Origin of the sequence: Sphingorhabdus sp., assembly GCF_046292425.1 — a bacterium.
Classification (GTDB): Bacteria; Pseudomonadota; Alphaproteobacteria; order Sphingomonadales; family Sphingomonadaceae; genus Sphingorhabdus_B.
The window spans coordinates 18317-41805 of record NZ_JBKBQV010000016.1 but is presented as its reverse complement, the minus strand read 5'-3'; the positions used below and the strand labels follow the sequence as shown (position 1 = coordinate 41805).

The window sequence follows — 23489 nt, the reverse complement described above, 5'->3', positions numbered from 1 at the left end:
TGTGAAACGCTTTGGTCTCGGTGAACGACCATTTCATCGTGTGCATTGGCCAGAAAACGCGTCATCTACGCTTGCCATAGCAAAGCGCACTGGCTAGGGGACGCATCGTAAGCGGACAGGTGGCCGAGTGGTTTAAGGCAACGGTCTTGAAAACCGTCGTGGGTGGAAGCTCACCGTGGGTTCGAATCCCACCCTGTCCGCCAGCTCCCTTGTCAGCCTAGCCCTTATTTCTCCGGTGTGAGTTTTGCGCCATTTTCGACATTCTCGTTGAAGCTTGCGACAACGGAGTCCACGATCATCTGGATTTCTTCCGTAGCGAATTTTTCGGCCTCTGCCGGGCTTGAGCCGTAGGACCGCTCTGACTTGACCAATATTTCTTTATAGGCTGCGCGTTGAGTCGGGCATGCCGCGTCGGACGTTTTGATGAAATCGCTTGGGCTGGCCTTTTCAGTAACCGCTGCATTGTGCGTCTCGATCATGCAATTGTTGAATGCCTTGCGCGCCGTATCCATGGCGTCACCCTTCATGGTGGCCATGCTGAGCAGAGCGGTCGCGATGATAGTAATCATGGTTTTAAACCCCCAAATGTTCATCTTATCCCGGTTCTACGACCAGTGATATCCGCAGTTTACACTACCGCCATGCCGCAATCAATGCGCGATGGCGAGTTGCGGTCAGCGGATTTACTGAACAACCTTGCCGCCCTTGATCACTACTTTCACTGATTCAAGTTCTCGCACATTGGCGAGAGGGTCGCCGTCGACCGCAATAATGTCTGCAAAGCGGCCCACGGCAATGGCGCCGACATCCCTTTCGCGGCCAAGCGCTTGCGCTGCATTGCGGGTGGCTGCTTGGATCGCCTCAATCGGCGTCATGCCATATTCGACCATGGTCTTAAATTGACCGCCAACCAGACCGTGCGGCATCACGCCTGCATCTGAACCAAAGACCATCTTTACGCCAGCTTTGTGCGCCTTGCGAAAGTTGTCACGCTGGATCTGGGCTACTTCGCGATCTTTGCGCAAATTGTCCTCAAGAACACCATTTTTAGCGCCTTCAGCCTGCGTATATTCGGTGTTAAATATATCCATCGAAAACCAGACGGGGCGCGCACGTGCCGCGGCAAGTTTGATCCCTTCATCGTCGACGAGACTGGCATGTTCGATAGTGTCAATACCAGCCTTGATCGCCGCCTTGATGCCGTCACCGCCGTGGGCATGCGCAGCAACGCGAAGGCCCCACTGATGCGCCTCATCTGCAATCACCCGCAGTTCTCGCTCCGATAGCTGTTGTTGACCAGGCTCTGTGTTGCGTGAAAAAACGCCGCCTGTCGCGCATACCTTTATGACCTCAGCGCCATATTTGCGCTGGCGGCGTACTTGGTAGCGCAGCTCGTCCTCGCTGTCGGCAATACCCTCTTCCTTGGTGGGGCGTTCAAGGCTGGGGGGAAGGAAGGTCGAATCGCAATGTCCCCCTGTCGCGCCCAAGGAATAGCCCGCAGGAATTATTCTTGGACCAGTCGCATAGCCGTTTTCAATGGCTTGTTTCAGGCCGATATCATTTCGATTATCTGAACCCACATTACGCACAGTGGTGAATCCTGCCTTGAGCATTGCCTGCGCCGAGCCAACGGCAGTCATACCCCAGAAACTGTCTGTAAATTCAAGGCCACGATAACCACCAATGTCAGCGGGGCCGTCCAGATGAACGTGCATGTCGATAAGACCAGGCAGGATCGTCTTCCCTGACATGTCTATATGCGTGACTTCACTACCCCATTTCACGGTCCGCGCGTCCGCAATGCTGGTGATGCGCCCGTCCGCACCCACGAAGATCGCCGGAAAATCTAAGGTTTTGCCCGACAGGACGTCGACCATTTTTTCCGCAGTAATTACTGTGGTTTGTGCATTTGCCACGTTGGACAGCAAAGCTGCACTCAGCAACGCAAAAGTGCGCAAATTTCTGCCGAAGGTTACTTTCACACGCATACCGTCCAACCCCTGTTTAAATCTGTTTACGGGACGATGACAAAATACTGGTTTGGATGACAGCAAAAAGATTAGGGCTATGGATTCATGACGCAAGGATGGATGGAGCTTCGCCTTGTTTTTGATGCTGTCGGTAGGCAATGACGGCCCCTGTCCCAAGCGCAAATGATGTGCCTAGCAGCCATCCGCCCACGACATCGGTTGGCCAATGCACGCCTAACAGGATACGCGAAAGCCCTGTGAGCAATATCATCAATGCTGCGGCCATCTGCCAAAAGGGGTGACGCGCCTGAGGTACTAACATGATGAACAGGATGTAGAAAACAGCTGCATTATTGGCATGGCCGCTCGGAAAGGCCGGTGTGGTGATTGGGTCAAGCTGTTGGACGAGATCCGGACGGATACGTTCGAAATAATGCTTCATGACGTCAGACGTAAATGCGGCAATGACTGTGGTAATTCCCATTGCCAGCGCTGCCCCCCAACCCCACCAACGCCACAATGCGACGCTTAGTAAGCCGATAATTATAAACCGTTGCACGCCAGCCCCAATCCAGCTGATGCCCTGCATGAGCAAGATTAGCCAGTCGGGAGAGACGCCACGACGTAGGTTGAGTGCATTTGATACGCCGATGTCTAATGCGCGAAAGTGGCCTCCAGCAACAGCATAACCAAGCATAATTGTAAGGATCATGAGGGTGAAGGCGGCCAGCGCCAGACGATAGGGTAGTTTCATTAAGTTGTTCCGCGCATGCCGCCTGATAAACGCCAGCACCCCGAACTTGTTTCACCCTCGATGGCTGAGGTGTCAGAATCAGTTTTGTTATCAATATCGGGCCGGTTCAGAAAATTCGTCCTCAGCATTCTTTGATGACGTTTTTTGGAACGCCAACTGGCCGCATCTCACATGTGCAACATTTTGCCATAAGCGCCAAGAACACTTTCGTGCATCATCTCGCTCAATGTCGGATGCGGGAAAACTGTGTGCATGAAATCTGTTTCGACCAATTCGGCGGTCTTCCCTATAGTGTAGCCCTGAATAAGCTCCGTCACCTCCGCTCCCACCATATGCGCGCCTAGCAACTCGCCGGTTCTGGCGTCAAAAACAGTTTTGATGAAACCCTCCGCCTCACCCAATGCGATAGCTTTACCATTGCCAATGAAGGGGAAGTTGCCGACCTTGACGTCATAGCCTGCTTCCCTTGCCCTTGCTTCAGTCATGCCAACGCTGGCGACTTGCGGGTGGCAATAGGTGCAGCCGGGAATGTTGAGCGGGTCCATCGCGTGCGGGTGGCCGCCTGCGATGGTTTCAGCAGCGATCACGCCTTCATGGCTTGCCTTGTGCGCCAGCCACGGCGGTGCGGTGATATCGCCAATGGCCCAAAGACCGGAAACGTTGGTGCGGCACATAGGGTCGGTTTTCAGGAAGCCGCGGTCCATTTCGACCCCCAGCGCTTCGAGACCGATATTTTCCGTATTCGGGACAATACCAATAGCGACAATACAATGGGTGAAATCGGATTGGACGATTTTGCCGTCCTTGCCCTTGATCTTGGCGGAGACCCGTGTTGTGTCGGATGTGAGCTCTTCGACACCTGCCCCGGTCATGATCGTTATCCCCTGCTTTTTCAATGCTTTCTCAAGGAAAGTTGAGACATCGACATCCTCGACCGGGACAATACGCTCAAGCATTTCCACCACGGTCACCTCAGCGCCCATGTCATTGTAAAAGCTAGCAAATTCTATACCGATTGCGCCCGAACCAATAACGAGCAGCTTCTTAGGCATTTCCGGGGGCACCATCGCATGGCGATAGGTCCAGATACGCTTTCCATCGGCAGGCGCGAAGGGCAGGTCACGCGCCCGCGCGCCAGTAGCGATTATGATATTCTTCGCTGCCAGCTCTTCAGACTTGCCATCCTTGCTGACCGAGAGCTTGTTAGGTCCAAGCAACTTACCATCGCCCATATGGACCGTGATTTTGTTTTTCTTCATCAGGTGCGTAACGCCCTGATTGAGCTGTCTTGCTACTCCGCGCGACCGCTTTACCACCGCGTCAATATCCGCGCTGATATTCGCTGCCGTCAGCCCGTAGTCACCCGCATGCTGCATATAATGGTAGATTTCGGCCGAACGCAGTAACGCTTTGGTCGGTATGCAACCCCAATTCAAGCAAATGCCACCAAGATTTTCGCGCTCAACAATTGCGGTCCTAAGACCAAGCTGCGCCGCACGGATCGCGGCGACATAGCCACCTGGACCGGAACCTAGGACGATCAAATCATATTCAGCCATTTTACGCCACCAACCCCAACGGCTTCTCTACGAGTTCCTTAAAGACCTTCATTAACATCGCACCATCCGCCCCATCTATAGCGCGGTGATCAAATGAGCCGGTTGCGTTCATAACCGTTGCGATGGCGAGGGCGTCATCGACGATATAAGGTCGCTTTTCACCTGCCCCGACCGCAAGGATCATTCCCTGTGGCGGGTTAATGACCGCGTCGAACTGCTTGATACCCATCATTCCCATGTTGGATATTGATGCAGTGCCACCCTGATATTCATGTGGTTGTAGCTTGCCGTCCTTTGCACGGCTTGCAAGCTCGGCAACTTCAGTCGAAATTTTGGAAAGCGATTTGTTCGCAGCGTCGGTGATGATTGGCGTGATCAGGCCAGTCGGAACTGATACCGCAACGCTAATATCAGCACGGCTGTATTGCAGCATGTTGTCACCAGCGAAGCTTACATTGCACTTCGGCACCTGAACCAACGCGAGTGCAAGTGCCTTAACAAGCATGTCGTTGACGGAAATCTTGATGCCGCGGTTTTCAAGGCTGACGTTCAATTCACCGCGCAACTTTAACAAGGCATCAAGCCGAACATCGACGGTCAAGTAAATATGCGGCACCTGCTGCTTACTTTCGGTCAAGCGCCGCGCAATGGTTTTGCGCATATTGCTAAGCTTCACGACCTCATGCGGGATGTCTGTATCGATGGTCGCAGCAGTTGTCGGCGACGGCGCGGACGGAGCCGTAGGGACGTGATGCGCAGCGGTTGGCGCGGCCGCTTTGCTGGCGGCACCATCAATGTCGGCCCTAACGATGCGACCGTTCGGGCCACTGCCAGTTACGCCTGAAAGGTCAATTCCCTCGTTCGCGGCAATGCGCTTGGCGAGCGGGCTTGCTTTGATACGGTCACTGGATGAAGTGGGAGCCTTTTGCGGCGCCAGCCGTAGCTCGGAAGGCGCAGGATCAGTGGCGGGGCTGACGCCATATCCCTTGCTTTCGGGCTCAGGCGCAGCGGAGGAGGTTGGCGGAGATGTTGGAGATGGGACTGGAGCAGCAGCCTTTGGCGCCGGCGCGGCATCGTCTTCGCTTTGGATAATAGCTATAACAGTTCCAACTTTAACTCCGTCGGTGCCCTCCGCTACCAAAAGCTCGGTCACGATACCCTCATCAATCGCTTCAAACTCCATCGTCGCTTTGTCTGTTTCAATTTCAGCCAGCAGATCTCCCGATGAAACACTATCCCCTACCTTGACTAGCCACTTTGCAAGTGTGCCTTCCTCCATTGTTGGTGAAAGCGCGGGCATTTTGAGTTCGATGGACATCGGGATACTGGCCTTTGATATTCTTCAATAGCTTCTCCGAATAGCCAAGCTTTCCCAAGCGTCAAGCTTGATGAGGTTGCCAACCGTCCAAATTTCGCGCAGGCTATACGAATTCATAAAATGCTGGCGAAAAAGCTGGTGCCGGGGGGATCCATGCGGACATATTTGGTGGTCATTGACGAAACCGAGGAGGCACGGCTGGCATTGCGCTTTGCATCGCGCCGCGCTGCCAAAACCGGGGGAGCAGTGCATATCTTGGCGCTGGTTGAACAAGCTGACTTTGTCGCATGGGGCGGCGTTCAGGCTACTATGGAAGAAGAGGCGCGTGATCGCGCCGAGCAACTCGTTACTGCGGCGGCGGGTTCTATCTTTGACGAAATGGGAGTTCGACCGGCCATAACGGTAAAGCCTGGCGAGGCGATCGATGTGGTCAAGCAGATGCTTGCGGAGCACCCAGGGATAGCCGCCCTGGTACTGGGCGCAGCCGCGCAAGGAGCGCCCGGACCGCTTATCACCCACTTCACCGGGGTTAATTCCGGAACATTGCCCTGCCCGGTGATGGTTATTCCCGGGTCACTTAGCGATGCTCAACTGGATGAACTGAGTTGACTCTTGGCCTCGCAGTCAACCCGAAGCTGTTGCATGAAAGCAAAATTTCAATCGCGTGACATCTGGACACGTTCAGGATGATGTCTTTGCTTGCTTCTTAACAATATCTAACGCTTTTTCCCTTGATGCCTCACATTACTCGGTCGTCCACGCTTGCCAGCGTCATATTTTCCGGCCTTTGGTCGGCCTTTGTGCTTGAAACGATCTGACGGATAGCTCCCGCCTTCCGGCAGTTCGAATCGCAGCGAGCCCGAGACTGGGTTTGCTTCTGCCAACCGCAATTCAAGTCGCATCCCAGGACGGTACTCCTGCCGCGTCTTTTCTCCGATCAGAGTTTGGCTGGCTTCGTCATAATGGAAATAATCTTTGCCCAATGTTGAGACAGGAACTAAACCGTCACCGCCAACTCCTTCAACAGTAGCGAAAAATCCGAAATTCTGTACGCCGGTTATGCGCGCCTGTACAACTTGCCCGACCTGCGCGGATAAAAACGCGGCAATATACCGATCAGTCGTTTCGCGTTCGGCTTCCATTGCCCGGCGTTCAGTGCGGCTAATGGCTTCGGCAGTCGATCCAAGTTTCATGATCGCTGCCTCGGTCAATCCAGTCGTTGGCTCTACGTCCTTCAACTTCGGCTTCGGCATCTCAAGCCCATAAGCGCTTACAAGCGCCCTGTGCACTATGAGGTCGGCATAACGACGGATCGGTGAGGTAAAATGCGCATAGCTACCAAGCGACAAGCCAAAATGGCCGACATTTGCAGGACCATAATAGGCTTGCGTTTGGCTGCGTAGCACAGCTTCCATGATTTGCGGACGGACCTCTTCGTCGATGATTTTCTCAAGGATTGCGTTGAACGTCTCCGGCTTGATGACCTGACCAAGCGCGAAGTCGATTTCAAAGGTCTTTAGATATTCCTTCAATGCCACGAGTTTCTCGCGACTTGGAGGTTCATGCGCCCTGTAGATGAGCGACGATTTTTTGGCTTCCAGTGCCTTGGCAGCAGCAACGTTGGCCGCGATCATGAAATCCTCAACCAAGCGGTGTGCTTCCAACTGCTCGCGCTCCGCTACGCCAGTCACGCGGCCCTGCTCATCCAGTGTAATGCGCTTTTCGGGCAAGTTAAGCTCCAGAGGCCCGCGCTTATGTCGCGCCTTCGCGAGCAACCTCCAGCACGCCCATAGCGGCTTGAGCGCCGTTTCCAGAAGCGGATTTTCCATCTTCCCATCAATCGCTGCCTGCGCATCGGGATAGGGAATATTGGCTGCAATCCGGGCCACCGCACGAGTGAAGCGCCATGACGTCACTTGTCCCGTTTGCCCGATGGAGAGGTGGCAGGCTAGCACTGCCCGGTCCTCCCTTGCCCGCAAAGAACATTTGTCGGACGACAAAGCATGGGGGAGCATCGGCACGACCAGATCAGGGAAATAGACGCTGTTTCCGCGCTTAGAAGCCTCATGGTCAAGCGCGCTGCCCGGTCGAACGTAATAGCTGACATCCGCAATCGCGACTATGGCGTCAAAACCGCCAGTGTCGGCATTGGGCGTGGCCCAGATAGCATCATCGAAATCACGGGCATCGCGCGGGTCAATAGCGATAATCGGCAAATGGCGAAGATCTTCGCGATCGGCATCCGTCACGGGCAGTTCCCGCACCCTTTCGGCTTCACGTTCGGCAGCCTCTGGCATCTCGAACGGGATCCCAAATTTGTGAATTGCGATCAAGCTGAAGCTTTTGGGTGCAAACGGGTCTCCAAGTACCTGTGTGACACGAGCTGATTTCTTGTGTGCGTTGCCGGTAAGCTCGGCTAGTACAAGCTCACCTGTCTTCGCGTCGCCTACGTCGCCGATCTGGGTATCAAATCGCGCCTTCTTGTCGACAGATTTTAGCCAGAACTTGCCATTCTCGTCGCCTTCCACCACACCTAAAATCTGCTCGCTTCCTTTGGCGAGCTTTTTCGTCACGTGTGCGACCCAGCCGCTACCTCGCTCTTCAGTGCGCGCCAATATACGGTCGCCAATACCTAATGCGCCCCGCTTGCCTTTAGCTTCGACCACGCGAATTTTAGGCAAAGGAATACCGTCCGCCTCCCAATGCTCCGGCACAGCTACCGGTTGGTCTCCGTCGACAGCCACGATCTTGAGGACAGTGACCTTGGGTACGCCGCCCATTTTGTGAAAGGCACGACCCGGGGCCATGTCAATTAGCCCTTCATCGGTCATGTCCTTCAGCAGGGCTTTAAGCGCAATTTTTTCGTTGCCGCGCAAACCAAATTCCCGCGCAATCTCCCGCTTGCCCGCCGGCTCCTTGGACGTATTGATAAACGCAAGGATCTGCTCGCGCGTTGGTAGCCCCTCAAATTGCGCGTATTTGGTCATGGCCTAATAAGTCCGCCCGATCAAAATCCGTTCCACCGCAGGCTTACCGGTGAAGAAACAGGCGCCGTCAGCCGGTGAAGCGCCGATGGGGCTGTTGCGCATTGTCAGTTTTAGCGCTTTCAACTGGGCGACAATCTTATCAAGCGCCTCGCCGCTTGGCCGTGCCCACTGGACCTCTACCCAACCAGCAAAGCCAGTTTCATCGCCGGCAAAATGTCTGGTCAGGTCAACTACGTCACGGCGGATATTAGCTTCAAGACGTTCTTTTGCTTCCGCGTACAAACCGTTCTGGATTTCTACCAGCATAGCGGCTGCTGACGCAATAAACTCGCCGCGCGGTGTAAATGCCGTGGCAAGCTTGCCGTCGTCCTTATACAAGCGGTCGCGGCGTATAACGGCCGCTTTGGCCTCACCCATATCGCGAGGCCCGACCTCGACAATGATTGGAGCACCCTTCTTAACCCAAGCCCAACGCTTGTTTGACGCCTTGGCGGCTTTGGTATCAAGCAATACACGTAATGGTTCACCAAATGCACTGACCGCCAGCAGTTCATTGCGTAAACTTCGGCAATATTCTAACACTGCATCGTCGTCTTCATTATCGCGCAACATTGGCACAATAATGATCTGGTGCGGTGCAATTTGCGGCGGACAGCGCAGGCCATCATCATCGCCATGCGTCATGATCACGCCGCCAATCATGCGCGTCGACACACCCCAGCTGGTGGTATGCGCGAACTGCTGATTGCCTTCCTTGTCCTGATATTTGATTCCCGACGCCTCGGCAAAGCCCGTGCCTAGATAATGCGAGGTCCCGGCCTGCAGCGCTTTGCCGTCCTGCATCATGGCCTCGATGCTGTAGGTCGCAACGGCTCCAGGAAACCTTTCATTTTCGGGCTTCTCCCCCGCAATAACCGGAATGGCAAGCGGACCTTCGGCAAAAGCGCGGTACATCTCAAGCGCGCGCATGGTTTCCTTCATCGCATCCTCGCGATCGACATGAGCGGTATGACCCTCTTGCCACAAAAACTCGCTCGTGCGCAGGAACATGCGTGTCCGCATTTCCCAGCGCACGACGTTTGCCCATTGGTTCACCATCAAGGGCAGATCACGCCAGCTTTGGATCCAGCGGCTCATCGCCGCGCCGATTACGGTCTCCGATGTTGGCCTAACAACCAGAGGCTCTTCCAACTTCGAACCTGGATCTGGGATCAGCTTGCCATTACCATCACTTATCAGGCGATGGTGCGTGACCACCGCCATTTCCTTGGCGAAGCCCTCGACATGATCAGCCTCTTTCTCAAAAAAGGAAAGCGGGATGAACAATGGAAAGTAGCAGTTTTCGACGCCAGCGGCTTTAATTTCTGCATCCATCAGTTTCTGGATGCGTTCCCATATGCCATAACCCCAAGGCCGGATGACCATGCATCCACGCACACCGGATTCCTCGGCCAGGTCGGCCTCGGAAATCACTTCTTGATACCAGCCCGCAAAGTTCTTTGCGCGCGTAACGCTTAAAGCATGTTTTATCAAATTCTTACCTGTAAAATAATGGAAAATTCCGGGTACTTAGTCGGCCATTTTGTCGATTTTGGCCTGTAATGCAGCAATCTGTTGCTTTAATTCTGCGATCGTTTCTTCGCGTTCAGGCTTCTTGCCCGTCAAAGTCGCCAGATTGGGCATTAATGCTTCACGTGCGGAACGCATGAATTCTATATTCTGTTTCGCCAGATGCCCAAACGGTCCAGAGGTAATGGCCGTTTCAATGACATCCTGAACCTGCCGCTGGTTTTTGCGAAAATTGTCCATCGAAGTTTCAAGGAATTGAGGCACCATGCCTTGCATGGAGTCACCATACATCGCGATTAACTGCTTCAGGAAACCAACCGGCAACATTTGCTGGCCACTATTTTCCTCATCCATAATAATTTGCGTCAACACGCCATGGGTAATATCTTCATTAGATTTCGCGTCAACGACTTGAAAATCGATATCCTTGCGCGTCAATTCCGCAAGGAAATCCAAAGTAATATATTTGGATGAATGTGTATTATACAGACGCCGGTTGGCGTATTTTTTGATGATGATTGGTCCATCACCGTTTCTGCTGGCTGCGCGTGCCATAGTTGATCCTTTCGGGATTATTCCGAGCTTGTTAGCACCAAGCTATAGTGCACTGCAACATTAGTGATTACGAAGGCTTGGGTATTGGCTCTCTACCGTCATTTGCCCAATGTGGCTTTGTAGCAACATTATTGCAAAATTTTGTATTTTCTGAACGTGGGTCTTGCGCAAGCAAGACAGGTCCGCTTTATTCGATTTACAAAATGTGACACTTATCACGTTTAAATTTACGGGTCCAAAATGTCGTTTACGACATAATACAAATTGTAGCTGGGGAGCTTTATAATGAAAAAGTCACGTCTTTTGGTTGCTGGGTCGGCTATAAGCCTTGCCCTGATAGCTGCCGCACCGTCTTTTGCGCAGGAGTCATCGGTCAGCGACGACGTTGTTGAGCAGGACGAAGCATCTGATGCGAGTAACAGTACAATCACAGTTACTGGTTCGCGTATTCGGCGCCCAAATGACACTTCGACTATTCCCGTGACTACAATTGTCGGGGAGCAGTTTTTCCAGCAAGGTCAAACGAGCGTCGGTGATACCCTTAATGACCTGCCGCAATTGCGAAGCACGTTCGCTCAACAAAATCCTGGTCTTGGTATCGGTATTGCCGGATTGAACTTGCTGGACCTTCGCGGTCTGGGCACCCAGCGTACGCTAGTTCTGGTCAACGGTCGTCGCCACGTACCCGCCGACATTTTGAACAATGCTGTTTCCGTCGATACAAACACTATCCCTAACGATTTAATTGAGCGTGTAGACATTGTAACAGGTGGTAACTCCGCAATTTATGGCTCCGATGCTATTGCAGGCGTTGTAAACTTTGTCCTTCGCAACAGCTATGACGGTATCCAGATCCGCGCCCAGGCCGGTGTTGCCGAGGAAGGTTTTGGCGGAAACCAGTATATTTCAGGCATGTTTGGTAAGAATTTTGCAGACGGTCGCGGAAACGTTACGTTGCACGGTGAATATGCACGTACGGATCGTGTGTTTGCATCCGATGTTCCCGCATTTCGACGGAACGATAACTTTGTTGTGATTGACGCTGATGGCGGCCTTGGCCTGGTCAACGGCGGTGACGGTTTCGTTGATCGCGCCTTTTTCAGGAACATTAGCAGCTCGACCATCCATTATAACGGCTTGGTTCCCATCAACCAGCGCAACGTTCCAAACGCCGGCCAGTGCGGCAATGCGACAACTGCCAATAATGGCGCGCCAAATACCGCAGGAACGGCTTTTAACTGTACATATTTCTTCTCTGATGAAGGCAGACTGGTTCAACAGACTGGGACACGTCTCGGAACTGGCCTTAATCCAACAATCGTCAATAGTAACGGTCAGACGGGTCGTGAAGGACGCACAGTTTCCGTACTTCCGTTTACAGAACGCTACAATTTTAACTTTCTCGGCCGCTTTGAATTTAGTGACGCGGCAGAAGTGTTTCTTGAGGCAAAGTGGAACCGTGTAAATGCTTTGGGCAACAACGCGGGTCCGTCCTTTGTTCAGGGTACAGGCGGAACTGTTGACTTCCGTGAACGGACCCGACTGGATAACCCGTTTCTCAACCCGGCTGACCGTGCAACTCTAGCGAATTTGATTCTGACTTCAGGTTGCAACACCAGCTTGACGGTCACTTGCCCCGCTACCGGAAACCTGACCGCTGCGAACATCGCGGCAATTGCGGATGGTAGCTATCGGTTTGTCAATTCCCGTAACCTTTTGGACGTTGGCCTGCGTGATGAACGTTTCCAACGAGACACATTCCGTGTTGTTGGCGGCCTCCGGGGCACCTTCAATGACGATTGGAGCTATGAAGTTTCTGCAAATTACGGAAAATTCAAACAGGACACGACCACCGACGGATTTATCGACCGTCAGCGCTTTGCACTCGCTTTAGATGCAGGACGCAACCCAATTACAGGTGCAATACAGTGTCGTTCGCAGTTTGATCCTGCATCGGCCGTTCCGCTTGTTGGGTTTGCGGCACCTGCCTCTGCAAACGCGGCCCGGTTGGCTGCTGATATCGCAGCATGCGTTCCTTACAACCCATTCGGATCACCCAACAACAGTGCATCAGTCGCCTATTTTGCGCGTACGTTCACAGCGTCAGCTTCGTTGGAACAGTTGGTGTTTTCTGGGTTCGTGTCGGGTGACCTAAGCCAACTTTTCGAACTTCCCGGTGGTCCGGTGAGTTTCGCTCTTGGTGGTGAGTATCGTCGCGAAGATGCGTTTTATCAGCAAGACAAGTTTGTAACTGACGGCTTTACTAACGGCGTTTCCATTCCAACGTTTTCGCCGGACACATTTGAAGTGAAGGAGGCGTTTGGCGAAATCCGTTTGCCTATTCTCAGAGACAGGCCGTTTTTTCAGGAACTGACCCTTAGTGGTGCTGGACGGGTAGCGAAATATCAAGGTGCTGTCGGGACGGTTTATTCTTATAATGCCGGGATTGATTATGCGCCGGTGCAGGATCTGCGTTTCCGCGGAAATTATAGCCGTGCGGTCCGTGCGCCGAACGTGTCGGAAACTGGCTTTCCGCTTGTACCAAACTTCTCCAACGGCTTTGTTGATCCATGCAACCCTGCTGTAATCGGCACAGGTGTCCGCGCTACTAACTGCCTCGCTGACATTGGCGCAGCCACACTGGCAACCTTTACAAACATTACACAGTCGCTTCCGATCGTAAGCGGATCTAATCCAAACCTGGATGTCGAAACGTCGGATTCCTACACCGCTGGTGTGGTTATCCAACCACGTTGGGTTCCAGGGCTTAGCCTGTCTGTCGATTATTATGATATCAATGTTAAAGGGGTAATCGCCAACGTCACGCCGCAACAGATCGTTAACCAGTGCTATGATTCACCAACGCTGGCGAATATTTTCTGCGGTCAGTTTCAGCGGTTTCGCGGTCCAGGCACGGGTCCCCTTGGCGAAGATCCCGGTCGGCTTTTGGGGAACTCTTTGATTAATGCGCCATTGAACTTTGCTAACCGGACTCGTCGGGGCGTAGATGTCAATTTCGCGTACCGGAAAGATTTTGGTGATGTCGAGTTTAGCACAAACCTGATCTACACTCACAATTTTGAAATCAGCAACTTTCAGGATCCAACCAATCCAACGTTTGAATCGCGAATTTTGGGCCAGCTGGGCGATCCTAAAGATGAATTCCGCTGGGATTTCGACATTGGTATCGATGCAGTCACATTCGGCTATCGTATGCGTTATATTGGACCAATGTTCTTCAACGGTTACAATACATTGTTCCCCTTAAACGGATTGCCAGCAACCGACGTTGATGCTTTCCCGGATACCAAATTCTCGTCTGTCATGTACCATGACCTCCGCGTTGACTTTGATATCGGCCGCGATAGCAACAATGCAGAATCTCGTTTCTACGTCGGCGTTGACAATGTCCTCAATAAGGGCGTGCCTCAGGGAGCAGCCACAGCAACTGGTGCGGGTAGTGCAATTTACTCGTTCCGCGGTCGGAACTGGTATGCTGGCTTCCGTGCACGTTTCTGATTGTCGCACATAAGTTAAAAAGAAGGGCGCCGTTGTGGCGCCCTTTTTGTTGCAGAAACAGTTTCGAAGTCATCGGGTCCACCAAGTGTTTTAGCCCGAAGCTCTCTCTGTCGTCTTAAGAACGCTTCTTCGACGATGAAGGTGCCGGATATGCTGTGAGAAAGCCCGTACGCGGGCACAAATTCAAATTCTTACCTGCCCGCGGCGCCGCCCTAATGTGGCTTTGTAGCAACATTAATGCCGAAATTTTATTTTTCGTGACCACGGCCTCGCCCGATGGAACGTGTGCGACGGGCATCGATTTACCCCGCAGGCATCATTCACGCCGAATTAATCCGTCACACATGCCGTTACGACAGCATAAAACTTTAGCTGGGAACTCTATAATGAAGAAGTCACGTTTGTTGGTTGCTGGGTCTGTTGTCAGCCTAGCATTGTTTGCCGCGTCACCGTCCTATGCGCAGACTGTTCCTGCCAGTAACGATGCGGTTCAAGACGACGAAGATGAAGTAGTTCAGGAAGCAACAGAAGCAAGCTCGGATGCAATTGTTGTAACCGGTTCGCGGATCCGCCGCGATACATTTAGCACAATCGAACCGATCACCGTTGTGACAGCCGAGGAAATTACACAGGGCGGTTTCAATAGCGCCAGTGACGCACTGCAAAGCCAAGCAGTTACTGCCGGTGCAGGTCAAATCAACAATTTTTACGGCGGCTTCGTGACTGCAGGGGGTACGGGTGCTAACACACTTGGCCTGCGCAACCTCGGACCTGCCCGTACCCTCGTTTTGCTCAACGGACGCCGGCTTGCTCCTGCCGGAACGCGCGGCAACGTCCTTGCGGCCGATCTTAACGTTCTGCCCACTGCGATCGTTGAGCGGATTGAGGTCCTCAAAGCAGGTGCGTCATCTATTTATGGGTCTGACGCAGTCGCAGGTGTTGTCAACATCATTACGGACGATAAGCTGCGTGGCTTAACCATTGATGCGCAAGTTAACGTCCCGGAAGTGGGTGCTGGCGTCGACCGTCGTATCGCAGGAACATTTGGTTTTGGCGATGATCGTTTGAGCGTCATTGGCTCGCTGGAATATCGCAAGCGTAACGCATTGCGCCTGAATGATCGTGAGTTCACAAGCTGTCCAATTCCCGGCTTTAGGCTGGACGCAAATTCACCCATTGGTTCGGACGATCCGTTCCCGCTTGGTGATCCCCGTAACTGTTTCACCATCGATAACGGTGGCGTTACCATAAATACCCTTGGTCTCCCAAGCCGTTCAGCGATTGGCCGCACGAGCGGACTTCCAGGTACTTTTAACCGCTTTGTACCCTCCGCGGGGGCTGGTGGCGGCACGCCGGGTTATCTCGGCGTTGGAACATATGATCGTGATTCCTTTGACCCTGCAAGTCAGGAGGAAGAGCTGATAACACCGGTTGAAACATATACCGGGTTCTTGTCGGGAAGTTATAAAACAGATTTCCTCGGAGATGCGGAAATCTATGGCGAGGTGCTTGCTACCCGTCGCAAGTCATCGTCGCTTCTCTATCGCCAGCTCTCTCTAGATTATCTGCAGGGCAGCCCACTGGTCCCAGTTGCATTCCGGAATGGTGTATTCGCGGCTCCCGTCAACACATCGAGCGGTCAAAACGTCGCTGCGCGCGCATTTGTCGGATTTGGACTTACTGATTCTTTCCAAGAGGTCGATTATGTGCGTGCGGGCGTTGGTGTCCGTGGCGATTTTGCGTTCGAAGGCTGGCGGTATGACGCCTATGTCGGAAAATCGTGGACCGACGGTACCTACGAAATCGAGTCCTTCCTGATTGATAGGTTAGCAAATTCGCTCAACGTTGTTGAAACATCGCCAGGTGTCTTCCGTTGCGCCAGTCAGGCATCAAACCCGAGCTGCGTTGCAGCGCCCCCTTTGAATGCTGACACCATTGGTGGCCGCCTACCGCAGGCGTTTCGCGATTATATTCTTGTGAACACGATTGGTAATACGAAATTTCGGGAATCCACGGCCAGCTTCAACATAGATGGTCCGCTGTTCACTTTGCCGGGCGGCGATGTACAACTGGCGCTCGGCGCGGAATATCGTAAGCAGCGCATCGACGATACGCCTGATGAAAACTCGATCAGAGGTAACTTGCTGGGTCTCACTGCTGGTACGCCGACGCGCGGTACGGACAATGTCAAAGAGGTTTTCGGCGAAATCTTCGTGCCCTTGATTACCGATCGTCCCTTCTTCCAGAACCTGAGCTTGAATGCGTCGGTACGCTACACGGACTACGCATCCTATGGCAGTGACATTACCTACAAGGCTGCCGGTGAATGGGAATTTTTTAGAGGCTTCGGTATCCGCGGAAGTTACGGTACATCCTATCGCGCCCCTGCACTTTCCGAGCAATTTTTGGGAGCCACAAGCGGGTTCATCGCTGCCGGAAACGATCCTTGCGATGCAGATAACTTTCCGCGTGCCAACGGTCAGCCAAATCCTGGTGCTTACACGCCTGCGCAACAGCAGCGTGCAGCCAATTGCCAATCAATCGGTCTAGATCCGAACACCTTCCAACAGAATAATGGAATTACGTCATTCACACGGGGCGGTGCCGAGACAGGACTTTCGGCGGAAACATCACGCAACTGGTCGGTTGGGGCAGTATTGCAACCACGTATTTCCAGTTCGACGACGCTTGCGCTCGCAGTTGATTATTTTGACATCAAGGTTTCAAATGGTGTTTCGGCTCTTGGCGGCACAACGATTCTGAACCGGTGCTACAACGACCCTGATTTCAACCCATCCGAAGGTTTCTGTCGGTTTGTGACCCGTGATTCGAACAATATCCTTTCGGTAACGAGCGGCTTCGTGAACCTCTCGCAAGATATCGTGAAAGGTTATGAATTCACTGGTCGTTTTGCGACGGAGTTGTTTGGCGGTCGCTTTACTCTCAATGCAAATTTGACGAAGTATACAGAGCAATCGGACAAGACTTTCCCTGAGGAAATTCTACTAGATGCTAACGGTACCTTGAACGTTCCAGATTGGGTCGGTAACTTCGACGCAACCTACCGTACGGGTCCTGTTACATTCCGTTATGGGGTTTCTTGGTTCGATGGCAGCAGCGGTACAGCGCTATACAACCAGACTAGCCGTACAACAGGCGTGGTAAATCAGGGCAATGTTGATCTGCTTAATGAGTTTTACCAAATCGAAGTGCCCGATTATTTCCAGCACAGTGCATCTGTACAATTCAATGTCAATAACAGGTTCGAGATGACCTTGGGTGTCCGCAATCTGCTTGATAAGGATCCGCCAAAGGTTACCACTTATTACACTACAATCGGCAACGCGCCGCTGTATTCTGGATATGACTACACAGGTCGTCAGTGGTTCGTGAACACGAACTTCAAATTCTAATCATATCGTCACGCACGAAGGAAGGGCGCCCCAGTGGCGCCCTTTTTTTTTGCGCTACCGACCCGCAACCACATTTCGAAAAGAGCGACTTTAGACGCTCAACGCCACATGCGCTCAAATCTTGACCCAATATTGGTAAGCAACTCATATTGCGACAGTCCTGTCAGGGAAGCAGACGCAGCAAGGTCGTAGTCTATTTCAACCCAGTCGCCTTCCCGCAGTTCAGGCGCAGTAGTCAGGTCTAACGTTACAAGGTCCATGGACACACGCCCGATGACGGGAATAACCCTGTCACCCAAAAATGCTTGCCCTTTGCCGGAAAAGGCGCGCAGATAGCCGTCGGCATAGCCAAGGGAAACGGTGCCAACTCGGGTTTCGCGCTTGCAGCGATGGGTCGCATTGTACCCTACCGGGGCGCCCGCTGGCACTGTGCGCACCTGAAGCAAGCGTGCTGAAATAGTAACTACCGGCCGAATAAACGATTCCATACCATAGCGGGCGATCCCACCATAAAGACTTAGCCCGGGTCGCGTGACATCAAAGTGATAGTCAGGGCCAAGCATTATGCCCGCGCTGTTGGCGAGACTGAATCGTCTAGCGTTGATTGCCTCTGTCAAAGATTGAAATTGACGAAGCTGCTGTCCGTTCTGGTGAACATCCATGTCTGCAGAAGCCAAATGCGACAACAGCAGATCAACTTCCAAATCGTCAAAAATGCCACTGCAGATTTGATGCGACGCCAGGCCAAGACGATTGATGCCGCTGTCGAACATGATGTGACAACGACCTCCGCCTGAATCGCGCCACATGGCAACCTGTTCCGGCGTGTTCAACACTGGGATGGCTCCCAGTTGCCGCGCGCCCGGAACATCCGTCGGCGCAATTCCATTAAGCACTGATATCCATGTAGGCGGAACAATATCTGCGATCGCCGCAGCCTCGGCCCAATGGGCGACAAAAAAATTGCGGCACCCTGCATCGCGCAATCGTGCAACTACTTCACGCGCACCCAAACCATACGCATCGGCCTTTACCGCTGCTCCGGCGCGCGCCGTTCCGCTCTGCGCATCCAAAGCGTGCCAGTTGGAAACCAGCGCTTCGCCATTAAGGTAAAGTCGCAATGGGGCCTCAAAATCATTCATCCGCGGCCTTTTGCCCCTGCCCTTGGCCCTGTCAATCCAGCTTCGTCTTTCCCGAAGTTTCCGGCAACCAGATCAAAGCGACGACAAACGCCAGCGCGGTAACGCCGACGGTGTACCAAAGCCCTGAAAAGGGCTGTCCGGTTTGCGCCACGATATATTGCGAAATATAAGGTAAAAACCCTCCGAAATAGCCTGCGCCAATATGATAAGGTATCGACATTGACGTGTAGCGAATTTTGGCCGGAAACATTTCAACGAGGATTGCTGCAACCTGCCCATAAGTCATTCCTGAAAGGGCGACCATCAGGAACACCGCGAGAATAATTTTCCAGGGCTGGCGCTGAGCGGGATCTGATTTGTCTGGATAGCCAGCTTTTTCTAATGCGGTGATGTACGCTTTTTCTTCAAAGCCTTCTAACTGCGCATCGCCGACTTGGAGCGAAACGGTCTCCCCCGCCTGCTTACTATAGGCAATGCCGCGTTTTGTTAGAAAATTGAGCGCTTGGGCACATTCGCTTTCATGCACACGGTTAAGTGCATTAAAATCGCATTCGGGCATGGATAAAGTTACTGGATTGCTCTCTGTGGCCCGCGCCAAGGCTGGATTGGCGGCATCTGCCATCATCCAGAATATAGGAAATACCCCGACTATCGACAGGCCGTACCCTAGCAAGAGCAGCCGTTTACGGCCCCATTTATCCGACAGCCAGCCGCATGCAACATACGTCGGCGCGGCCAATGCTGCCCCGACTGCCATATACAAAAGCGCGTCGGTTTCCGGCACACGCGCGGTTCCTGTTAAAAAGTACAGGGTGCCAAACTGCGATGTATAATAAATGACCGTCAATCCTGCGGCGACACCGAATAGCGCGACAAATATCCGCCCGACATTGCCCGGATATTGAAAGCTCTCAAGAAATGGGTTTTTGGAAGTCGTTCCAGCCGCTTTCATCGCTTTGAAAACCGGGCTTTCCTTTAATTTAAGTCGCATATAGAGTGAAATAGCGAGCAATAATATCGATGTCAGGAACGGCACCCGCCACCCCCATGATTCAAATGCTTCCGTGCTCATCGACTGACGCGTGATGAGCACAACGATCACCGCGAGCAAAAACCCGCCTGCAACCGATGCCTGTATCCAGCTCGTGTATTGGCCGCGTTTGCCGTCAGGCGCATGCTCCGCGACATAAATCGCGGCCCCACCATACTCGCCGCCAAGCGCGAGCCCTTGAAGACAACGCATAAGCAAAAGCAGTCCTGCTGCCCAGACACCTGCTGTCTCAAAGGTTGGCAGCAGACCAATCGCCGCGGTAGCAACACCCATCAAAGTGATTGTGACAAGGAAGGTATACTTGCGACCAATTTTGTCGCCAAAATAGCCAAACAAGATCGCCCCGAATGGTCGCACCCCAAAGCCTGCGCCAAAAATTGCGAGTGACGCCAGCGTCGCCGCCGTGGGATTGTCAGCAGGGAAAAACAGCTTCCCGATCAGGGCCGCCAATATTCCGTAGACAAAAAAGTCATACCATTCGAAGACGGTTCCCAATGACGAAGCCGTTATGACGAGCCGGTCGCGTTTTGGATCAAGAATGATTTCGGTATCGGCGGCGCTTGCCATGTTGTTCCCCTAAAAACCCTTGTTTTCGTCTTAATGCCAACGCTGAAGCGTTCAAGCCGCTTGTTGCGCTTATCCACAAGCCGCATTAGCCTCATGGTCTGAGGAGAAACAAATGCCGCAATTCATTGATCTTTCGATTCCCATAACGAACGATGTGATATCCGATCCCCCCGTCATGCGGCCACAAATTCAATATATGACTCATGAAAATACGTGGGAACAGATCGCAATGTTCTTTCCCGGGCTGACAAAAGAAGATTTGCCCGACGGTGAAGGCTGGGCCGTGGAGAGCCTTACCCTGTCCACCCACAATGGTACACACATGGATGCGCCGTGGCACTTTCATTCGACCACAAATGGAGGGACGAGCCCTGCCCCTTCAATTGATGAAGCACCACTGGATTTGTTTTTTGGGCCCGGGGTGAAACTCGATTTTTCCAACTTGCCTTCCGGGCATGTCGTAAGCGCCGCAGAGGTTGAAAACGAACTGAAGCGCATTGGATATGCTCTGCAACCGCGCGACATCGTTCTAGTGCAGTCTGGCGCGGTATACGGAACGGAAAGCTTTACGGACCAGGGCGTGGGCATGGGGGCCGAAGCAACGCTTTATTTGACCAGTTGCGGCGTTCAGGTCGTCGGCACAGACGCCTGGAGTTGGGATGCACCCTTTAGCCATACCGCAAAGCGATGGGCCGAAAAACGTGATCCGGCGATTATCTGGGAGGGGCATAAGGCAGGACGAATCCAGCCTTATTACCAGATCGAAAAGTTGACCAATCTGGAAGCGTTGCCTGCGTGCGGTTTCACGCTATCATGCTTTCCGGTGAAGATCGAAAGGGCGAGTGCGGGCTGGATAAGAGCCGTAGCGATTTTGGACTAAGATGCAGGAAATGGGCTCGGAGCAAAGTTCATGCTGAACGTGCCCGATTACTGTGTTCCATAGACGGCTTTGCAGCGCAAATTAGCCTGGCCGTCCCGATCACTCCATCTCCAGGATCACGGCGTCTACGGCCAGGCTGTCGCCGGCTTTCGCGTTCACCTGCTTGACCGTCCCTGACTTTTCCGCGCGCAGGATGTTTTCCATTTTCATTGCCTCCACCACGGCCAGCGGTTGACCCGCTTCGACCTTATCACCTTCGCCGACATGCAAGGTTGTAAGTAAGCCCGGCATTGGGCAGATCAGGAACTTGGACAAGTCCGGCGGTATCTTTTCGATCATGTGATGAGCAAGATGCGCAACATGTCCTGGCAAGACACGGGCAACGTGTGTTGCACCGCGCGTCGCAAGTTTGAAGCCCGTTCGCGTTCGCATGATTTTTACGGCGAGTTCTTCGTCGCCGACTTCGGCCTCGATCAGGCGGTCGCCCGGGTCATATTCCATAGACAGGTCGAAATGTGCGCCATCCACGTGCATGTCGCCATCGATCATTTCGATTTCGTGGATGACCTGGCCGATTTTTACCTGCCAACGCGAAGGCGGCTCCAGCGTATCGCCTAATTGCCCGTCTACATGACGGGCGCGGTCGGCCTCTGCTGTTGCGACAAAGCCTGCAATAGCAGCAAGCGACTTTATCAGCTCAGGCGTCGATGCTGCACCGTGGAATCCGTCGAGATACTCCTCAGCGATAAAGCCTGTTGTCAGTTCGCCCGAGCGGAAACGCGGGTGCTGCATGATCGCGCTGACGAAATCGATGTTATGGCCAAGACCTTCGATTTCAAAACGGTCGAGTGCTGCAACTTGGAGGTCAGCGGCATCGTCGCGGGTTGGCCCCCAAGTGATTAGCTTGGCTATCATGGGGTCATAAAACATACTGACTTCGCCGCCATCATAAACACCATCGTCAACGCGAATGCCGTCTATGCCCCGACGCCCGTTTTCGGCACCGTCATCGGTCCAGCCTTCAACGGGCGGTTTATATCGGGTCAACCGCCCTGTGCTTGGCAAAAAGCCGCGATAGGGGTCTTCTGCATAAACGCGGTTTTCGATGGCCCATCCGTCGATCTTGATATCATCCTGAGTCATGGACAGCTTTTCGCCCGCGGCCACGCGGATCATCTGTTCAACAAGATCGATGCCGGTGATGCACTCGGTCACTGGATGTTCGACTTGAAGCCGGGTATTCATTTCGAGGAAGTAGAAGCTTTCGCCGCTTGGGTCGGCGCCCGATACGATGAGTTCTACCGTTCCGGCGGAATAGTAACCAACCGCGCGTGACAGAGCGACGCACTGCTCGCCCATTGCCTTGCGCATTTTGGGCGTGACGAAAGGCGAAGGCGCCTCTTCCACAACCTTTTGGTGGCGCCGCTGGATCGAACATTCGCGTTCGTTAAGGTACAGGATGTTGCCGTGCTGATCGCCCAGTATCTGGATTTCTATGTGTCGTGGGTTGAGAATGAACTTCTCGATAAACACGCGGTCATCACCGAACGAATTGAGTCCTTCGCGCTTCGTCGCCTCGAACCCTTCGCGCACGTCCTGTTCGTTGTAAGCAAGCCGCATCCCCTTGCCACCACCGCCAGCGCTTGCCTTCATCATCACCGGATAACCGATCTCTTCCGAAATCCGTACTGCATGTTCGGTGTCGTCAATCTCGCCAACAAAGCCCGGCACGACGTTGACGCCGGCCGACATCGCCAGTTTCTTCGATTCAATCTTGTCGCCCATTGCTGCAATCGCGTTTACCGGCGGGCCGATAAAGGCGATGCCTTCGGCTGCCAGCGCCTCGGCAAAGCTGGTGCGTTCGGACAAGAATCCGTAGCCCGGATGAACCGCCTCCGCGCCGGTTTGCTTGCATGCCGCGATGATCTTGTCGGCGATCAAATAAGACTGTGCGGCGGGCGAAGGTCCGATATGCACCGCTTCATCAGCCATTTGCACAAACGGTGCGCGCGCGTCGGCGTCGGAATAGACCGCGACCGTTTCGATTCCCATGCGGCGGGCCGTTTTTATGATCCGGCAGGCGATTTCGCCACGGTTGGCGATCAGGATCTTTTTAAACATATCGGTCTCCCAAACCGTCACCTTGAACTTGGTTCAGGGTCCATGGTGCCGAACGCACCCTCGGTTCTTGCTGAAAAAAAATTG

At 53.3% G+C, this 23489-nt stretch carries 15 protein-coding genes and 1 tRNA gene; 5 read left to right on the top strand and 11 right to left on the bottom strand.

The window, feature by feature from the left end; genetic code table 11:
- Window positions 1-113: 113 nt before the first annotated feature.
- Window positions 114-203 (top strand) — tRNA-Ser (locus ACK4S7_RS05295).
- A gap of 21 nt (window positions 204-224) precedes the next feature.
- Here ACK4S7_RS05295 and ACK4S7_RS05290 read toward each other — a convergent pair.
- From ACK4S7_RS05290 to ACK4S7_RS05270, 5 genes are all read right to left on the bottom strand, one after another.
- The gene (locus tag ACK4S7_RS05290) at window positions 225-569 is read right to left on the bottom strand and encodes a hypothetical protein (protein ID WP_409644960.1); all 345 of its coding nucleotides are present in this window, start codon (window positions 567-569) and stop codon (window positions 225-227) included.
- Window positions 570-683: 114 nt separating this feature from the next.
- A complete protein-coding gene (locus tag ACK4S7_RS05285; RefSeq protein ID WP_409644958.1) occupies window positions 684-1988 on the bottom strand; it encodes an amidohydrolase family protein in 1305 nt (434 codons plus the stop codon).
- A gap of 85 nt (window positions 1989-2073) precedes the next feature.
- Complete coding sequence (locus tag ACK4S7_RS05280) at window positions 2074-2724, bottom strand: phosphatase PAP2 family protein (RefSeq protein ID WP_409644956.1); 651 nt, start codon at window positions 2722-2724, stop codon at window positions 2074-2076.
- A 167-nt stretch (window positions 2725-2891) separates the two neighbouring features.
- A complete protein-coding gene (gene lpdA / locus ACK4S7_RS05275) occupies window positions 2892-4283 on the bottom strand; it encodes a dihydrolipoyl dehydrogenase (protein ID WP_409644955.1) in 1392 nt (463 codons plus the stop codon).
- 1 nt (window position 4284) lies between these two features.
- Complete coding sequence (locus tag ACK4S7_RS05270) at window positions 4285-5601, bottom strand: pyruvate dehydrogenase complex dihydrolipoamide acetyltransferase (RefSeq protein WP_409644954.1); 1317 nt, start codon at window positions 5599-5601, stop codon at window positions 4285-4287.
- A 153-nt stretch (window positions 5602-5754) separates the two neighbouring features.
- Here ACK4S7_RS05270 and ACK4S7_RS05265 point away from each other — a divergent pair, with 153 nt between their 5' ends.
- Window positions 5755-6210 carry a universal stress protein gene (locus ACK4S7_RS05265; protein WP_409644953.1) on the top strand — a complete coding sequence of 152 codons (456 nt, stop codon included), beginning with the start codon at window positions 5755-5757 and terminating at the stop codon, window positions 6208-6210.
- A 107-nt stretch (window positions 6211-6317) separates the two neighbouring features.
- On the opposite strand, the gene rnr is transcribed toward ACK4S7_RS05265, so the two are convergent.
- From rnr to phaR, 3 genes are read right to left on the bottom strand one after another with little or no spacing between them, the layout of a single operon-like run.
- Window positions 6318-8588: a ribonuclease R gene (gene rnr / locus ACK4S7_RS05260; RefSeq protein ID WP_409644952.1), complete on the bottom strand. Its 2271-nt coding sequence runs from the start codon at window positions 8586-8588 to the stop codon at window positions 6318-6320.
- Window positions 8589-8591: 3 nt separating this feature from the next.
- Entirely contained in the window at window positions 8592-10121 is a 1530-nt protein-coding gene (gene proS / locus ACK4S7_RS05255) for a proline--tRNA ligase (RefSeq protein WP_409644951.1), read from the bottom strand.
- 36 nt (window positions 10122-10157) lie between these two features.
- Window positions 10158-10712, bottom strand: coding sequence for a polyhydroxyalkanoate synthesis repressor PhaR (gene phaR / locus ACK4S7_RS05250; RefSeq protein WP_409644950.1), 555 nt, complete (start codon window positions 10710-10712; stop codon window positions 10158-10160).
- Between the two features lie 285 nt (window positions 10713-10997).
- Here phaR and ACK4S7_RS05245 point away from each other — a divergent pair, with 285 nt between their 5' ends.
- Window positions 10998-14231, top strand: coding sequence for a TonB-dependent receptor domain-containing protein (locus ACK4S7_RS05245; RefSeq protein ID WP_409644949.1), 3234 nt, complete (start codon window positions 10998-11000; stop codon window positions 14229-14231).
- Between the two features lie 386 nt (window positions 14232-14617).
- The gene (locus ACK4S7_RS05240; RefSeq protein WP_409644948.1) at window positions 14618-17644 is read left to right on the top strand and encodes a TonB-dependent receptor plug domain-containing protein; all 3027 of its coding nucleotides are present in this window, start codon (window positions 14618-14620) and stop codon (window positions 17642-17644) included.
- A gap of 98 nt (window positions 17645-17742) precedes the next feature.
- Here the strand turns inward: ACK4S7_RS05240 and alr are convergent, their stop codons facing one another.
- Complete coding sequence (gene alr, locus ACK4S7_RS05235; protein WP_409644947.1) at window positions 17743-18786, bottom strand: alanine racemase; 1044 nt, start codon at window positions 18784-18786, stop codon at window positions 17743-17745.
- 31 nt (window positions 18787-18817) lie between these two features.
- On the bottom strand, window positions 18818-20404 hold the full coding sequence (locus ACK4S7_RS05230; protein WP_409644946.1) for an MFS transporter: 1587 nt from the start codon (window positions 20402-20404) through the stop codon (window positions 18818-18820).
- Window positions 20405-20516: 112 nt separating this feature from the next.
- On the opposite strand from ACK4S7_RS05230, the gene ACK4S7_RS05225 reads away from it, so the two are divergent.
- On the top strand, window positions 20517-21284 hold the full coding sequence (locus tag ACK4S7_RS05225; RefSeq protein ID WP_409644944.1) for a cyclase family protein: 768 nt from the start codon (window positions 20517-20519) through the stop codon (window positions 21282-21284).
- A gap of 99 nt (window positions 21285-21383) precedes the next feature.
- Here ACK4S7_RS05225 and ACK4S7_RS05220 read toward each other — a convergent pair whose 3' ends face one another.
- Entirely contained in the window at window positions 21384-23405 is a 2022-nt protein-coding gene (locus tag ACK4S7_RS05220) for a biotin carboxylase N-terminal domain-containing protein (RefSeq protein ID WP_409644943.1), read from the bottom strand.
- Between the last annotated feature and the right edge of the window lie 84 nt (window positions 23406-23489).

Coding starts and splice junctions, on each gene's coding strand:
- ACK4S7_RS05290 (WP_409644960.1), bottom strand. CDS start 569: ATGATTACTATCATCGCGACCGCTCTGCTCAGCATGGCCACCATGAAG.
- ACK4S7_RS05285 (WP_409644958.1), bottom strand. CDS start 1,988: ATGCGTGTGAAAGTAACCTTCGGCAGAAATTTGCGCACTTTTGCGTTG.
- ACK4S7_RS05280 (WP_409644956.1), bottom strand. CDS start 2,724: ATGAAACTACCCTATCGTCTGGCGCTGGCCGCCTTCACCCTCATGATC.
- lpdA (WP_409644955.1), bottom strand. CDS start 4,283: ATGGCTGAATATGATTTGATCGTCCTAGGTTCCGGTCCAGGTGGCTAT.
- ACK4S7_RS05270 (WP_409644954.1), bottom strand. CDS start 5,601: ATGTCCATCGAACTCAAAATGCCCGCGCTTTCACCAACAATGGAGGAA.
- ACK4S7_RS05265 (WP_409644953.1), top strand. CDS start 5,755: ATGCGGACATATTTGGTGGTCATTGACGAAACCGAGGAGGCACGGCTG.
- rnr (WP_409644952.1), bottom strand. CDS start 8,588: ATGACCAAATACGCGCAATTTGAGGGGCTACCAACGCGCGAGCAGATC.
- phaR (WP_409644950.1), bottom strand. CDS start 10,712: ATGGCACGCGCAGCCAGCAGAAACGGTGATGGACCAATCATCATCAAA.
- ACK4S7_RS05245 (WP_409644949.1), top strand. CDS start 10,998: ATGAAAAAGTCACGTCTTTTGGTTGCTGGGTCGGCTATAAGCCTTGCC.
- ACK4S7_RS05240 (WP_409644948.1), top strand. CDS start 14,618: ATGAAGAAGTCACGTTTGTTGGTTGCTGGGTCTGTTGTCAGCCTAGCA.
- alr (WP_409644947.1), bottom strand. CDS start 18,786: ATGAATGATTTTGAGGCCCCATTGCGACTTTACCTTAATGGCGAAGCG.
- ACK4S7_RS05230 (WP_409644946.1), bottom strand. CDS start 20,404: ATGGCAAGCGCCGCCGATACCGAAATCATTCTTGATCCAAAACGCGAC.
- ACK4S7_RS05225 (WP_409644944.1), top strand. CDS start 20,517: ATGCCGCAATTCATTGATCTTTCGATTCCCATAACGAACGATGTGATA.
- ACK4S7_RS05220 (WP_409644943.1), bottom strand. CDS start 23,405: ATGTTTAAAAAGATCCTGATCGCCAACCGTGGCGAAATCGCCTGCCGG.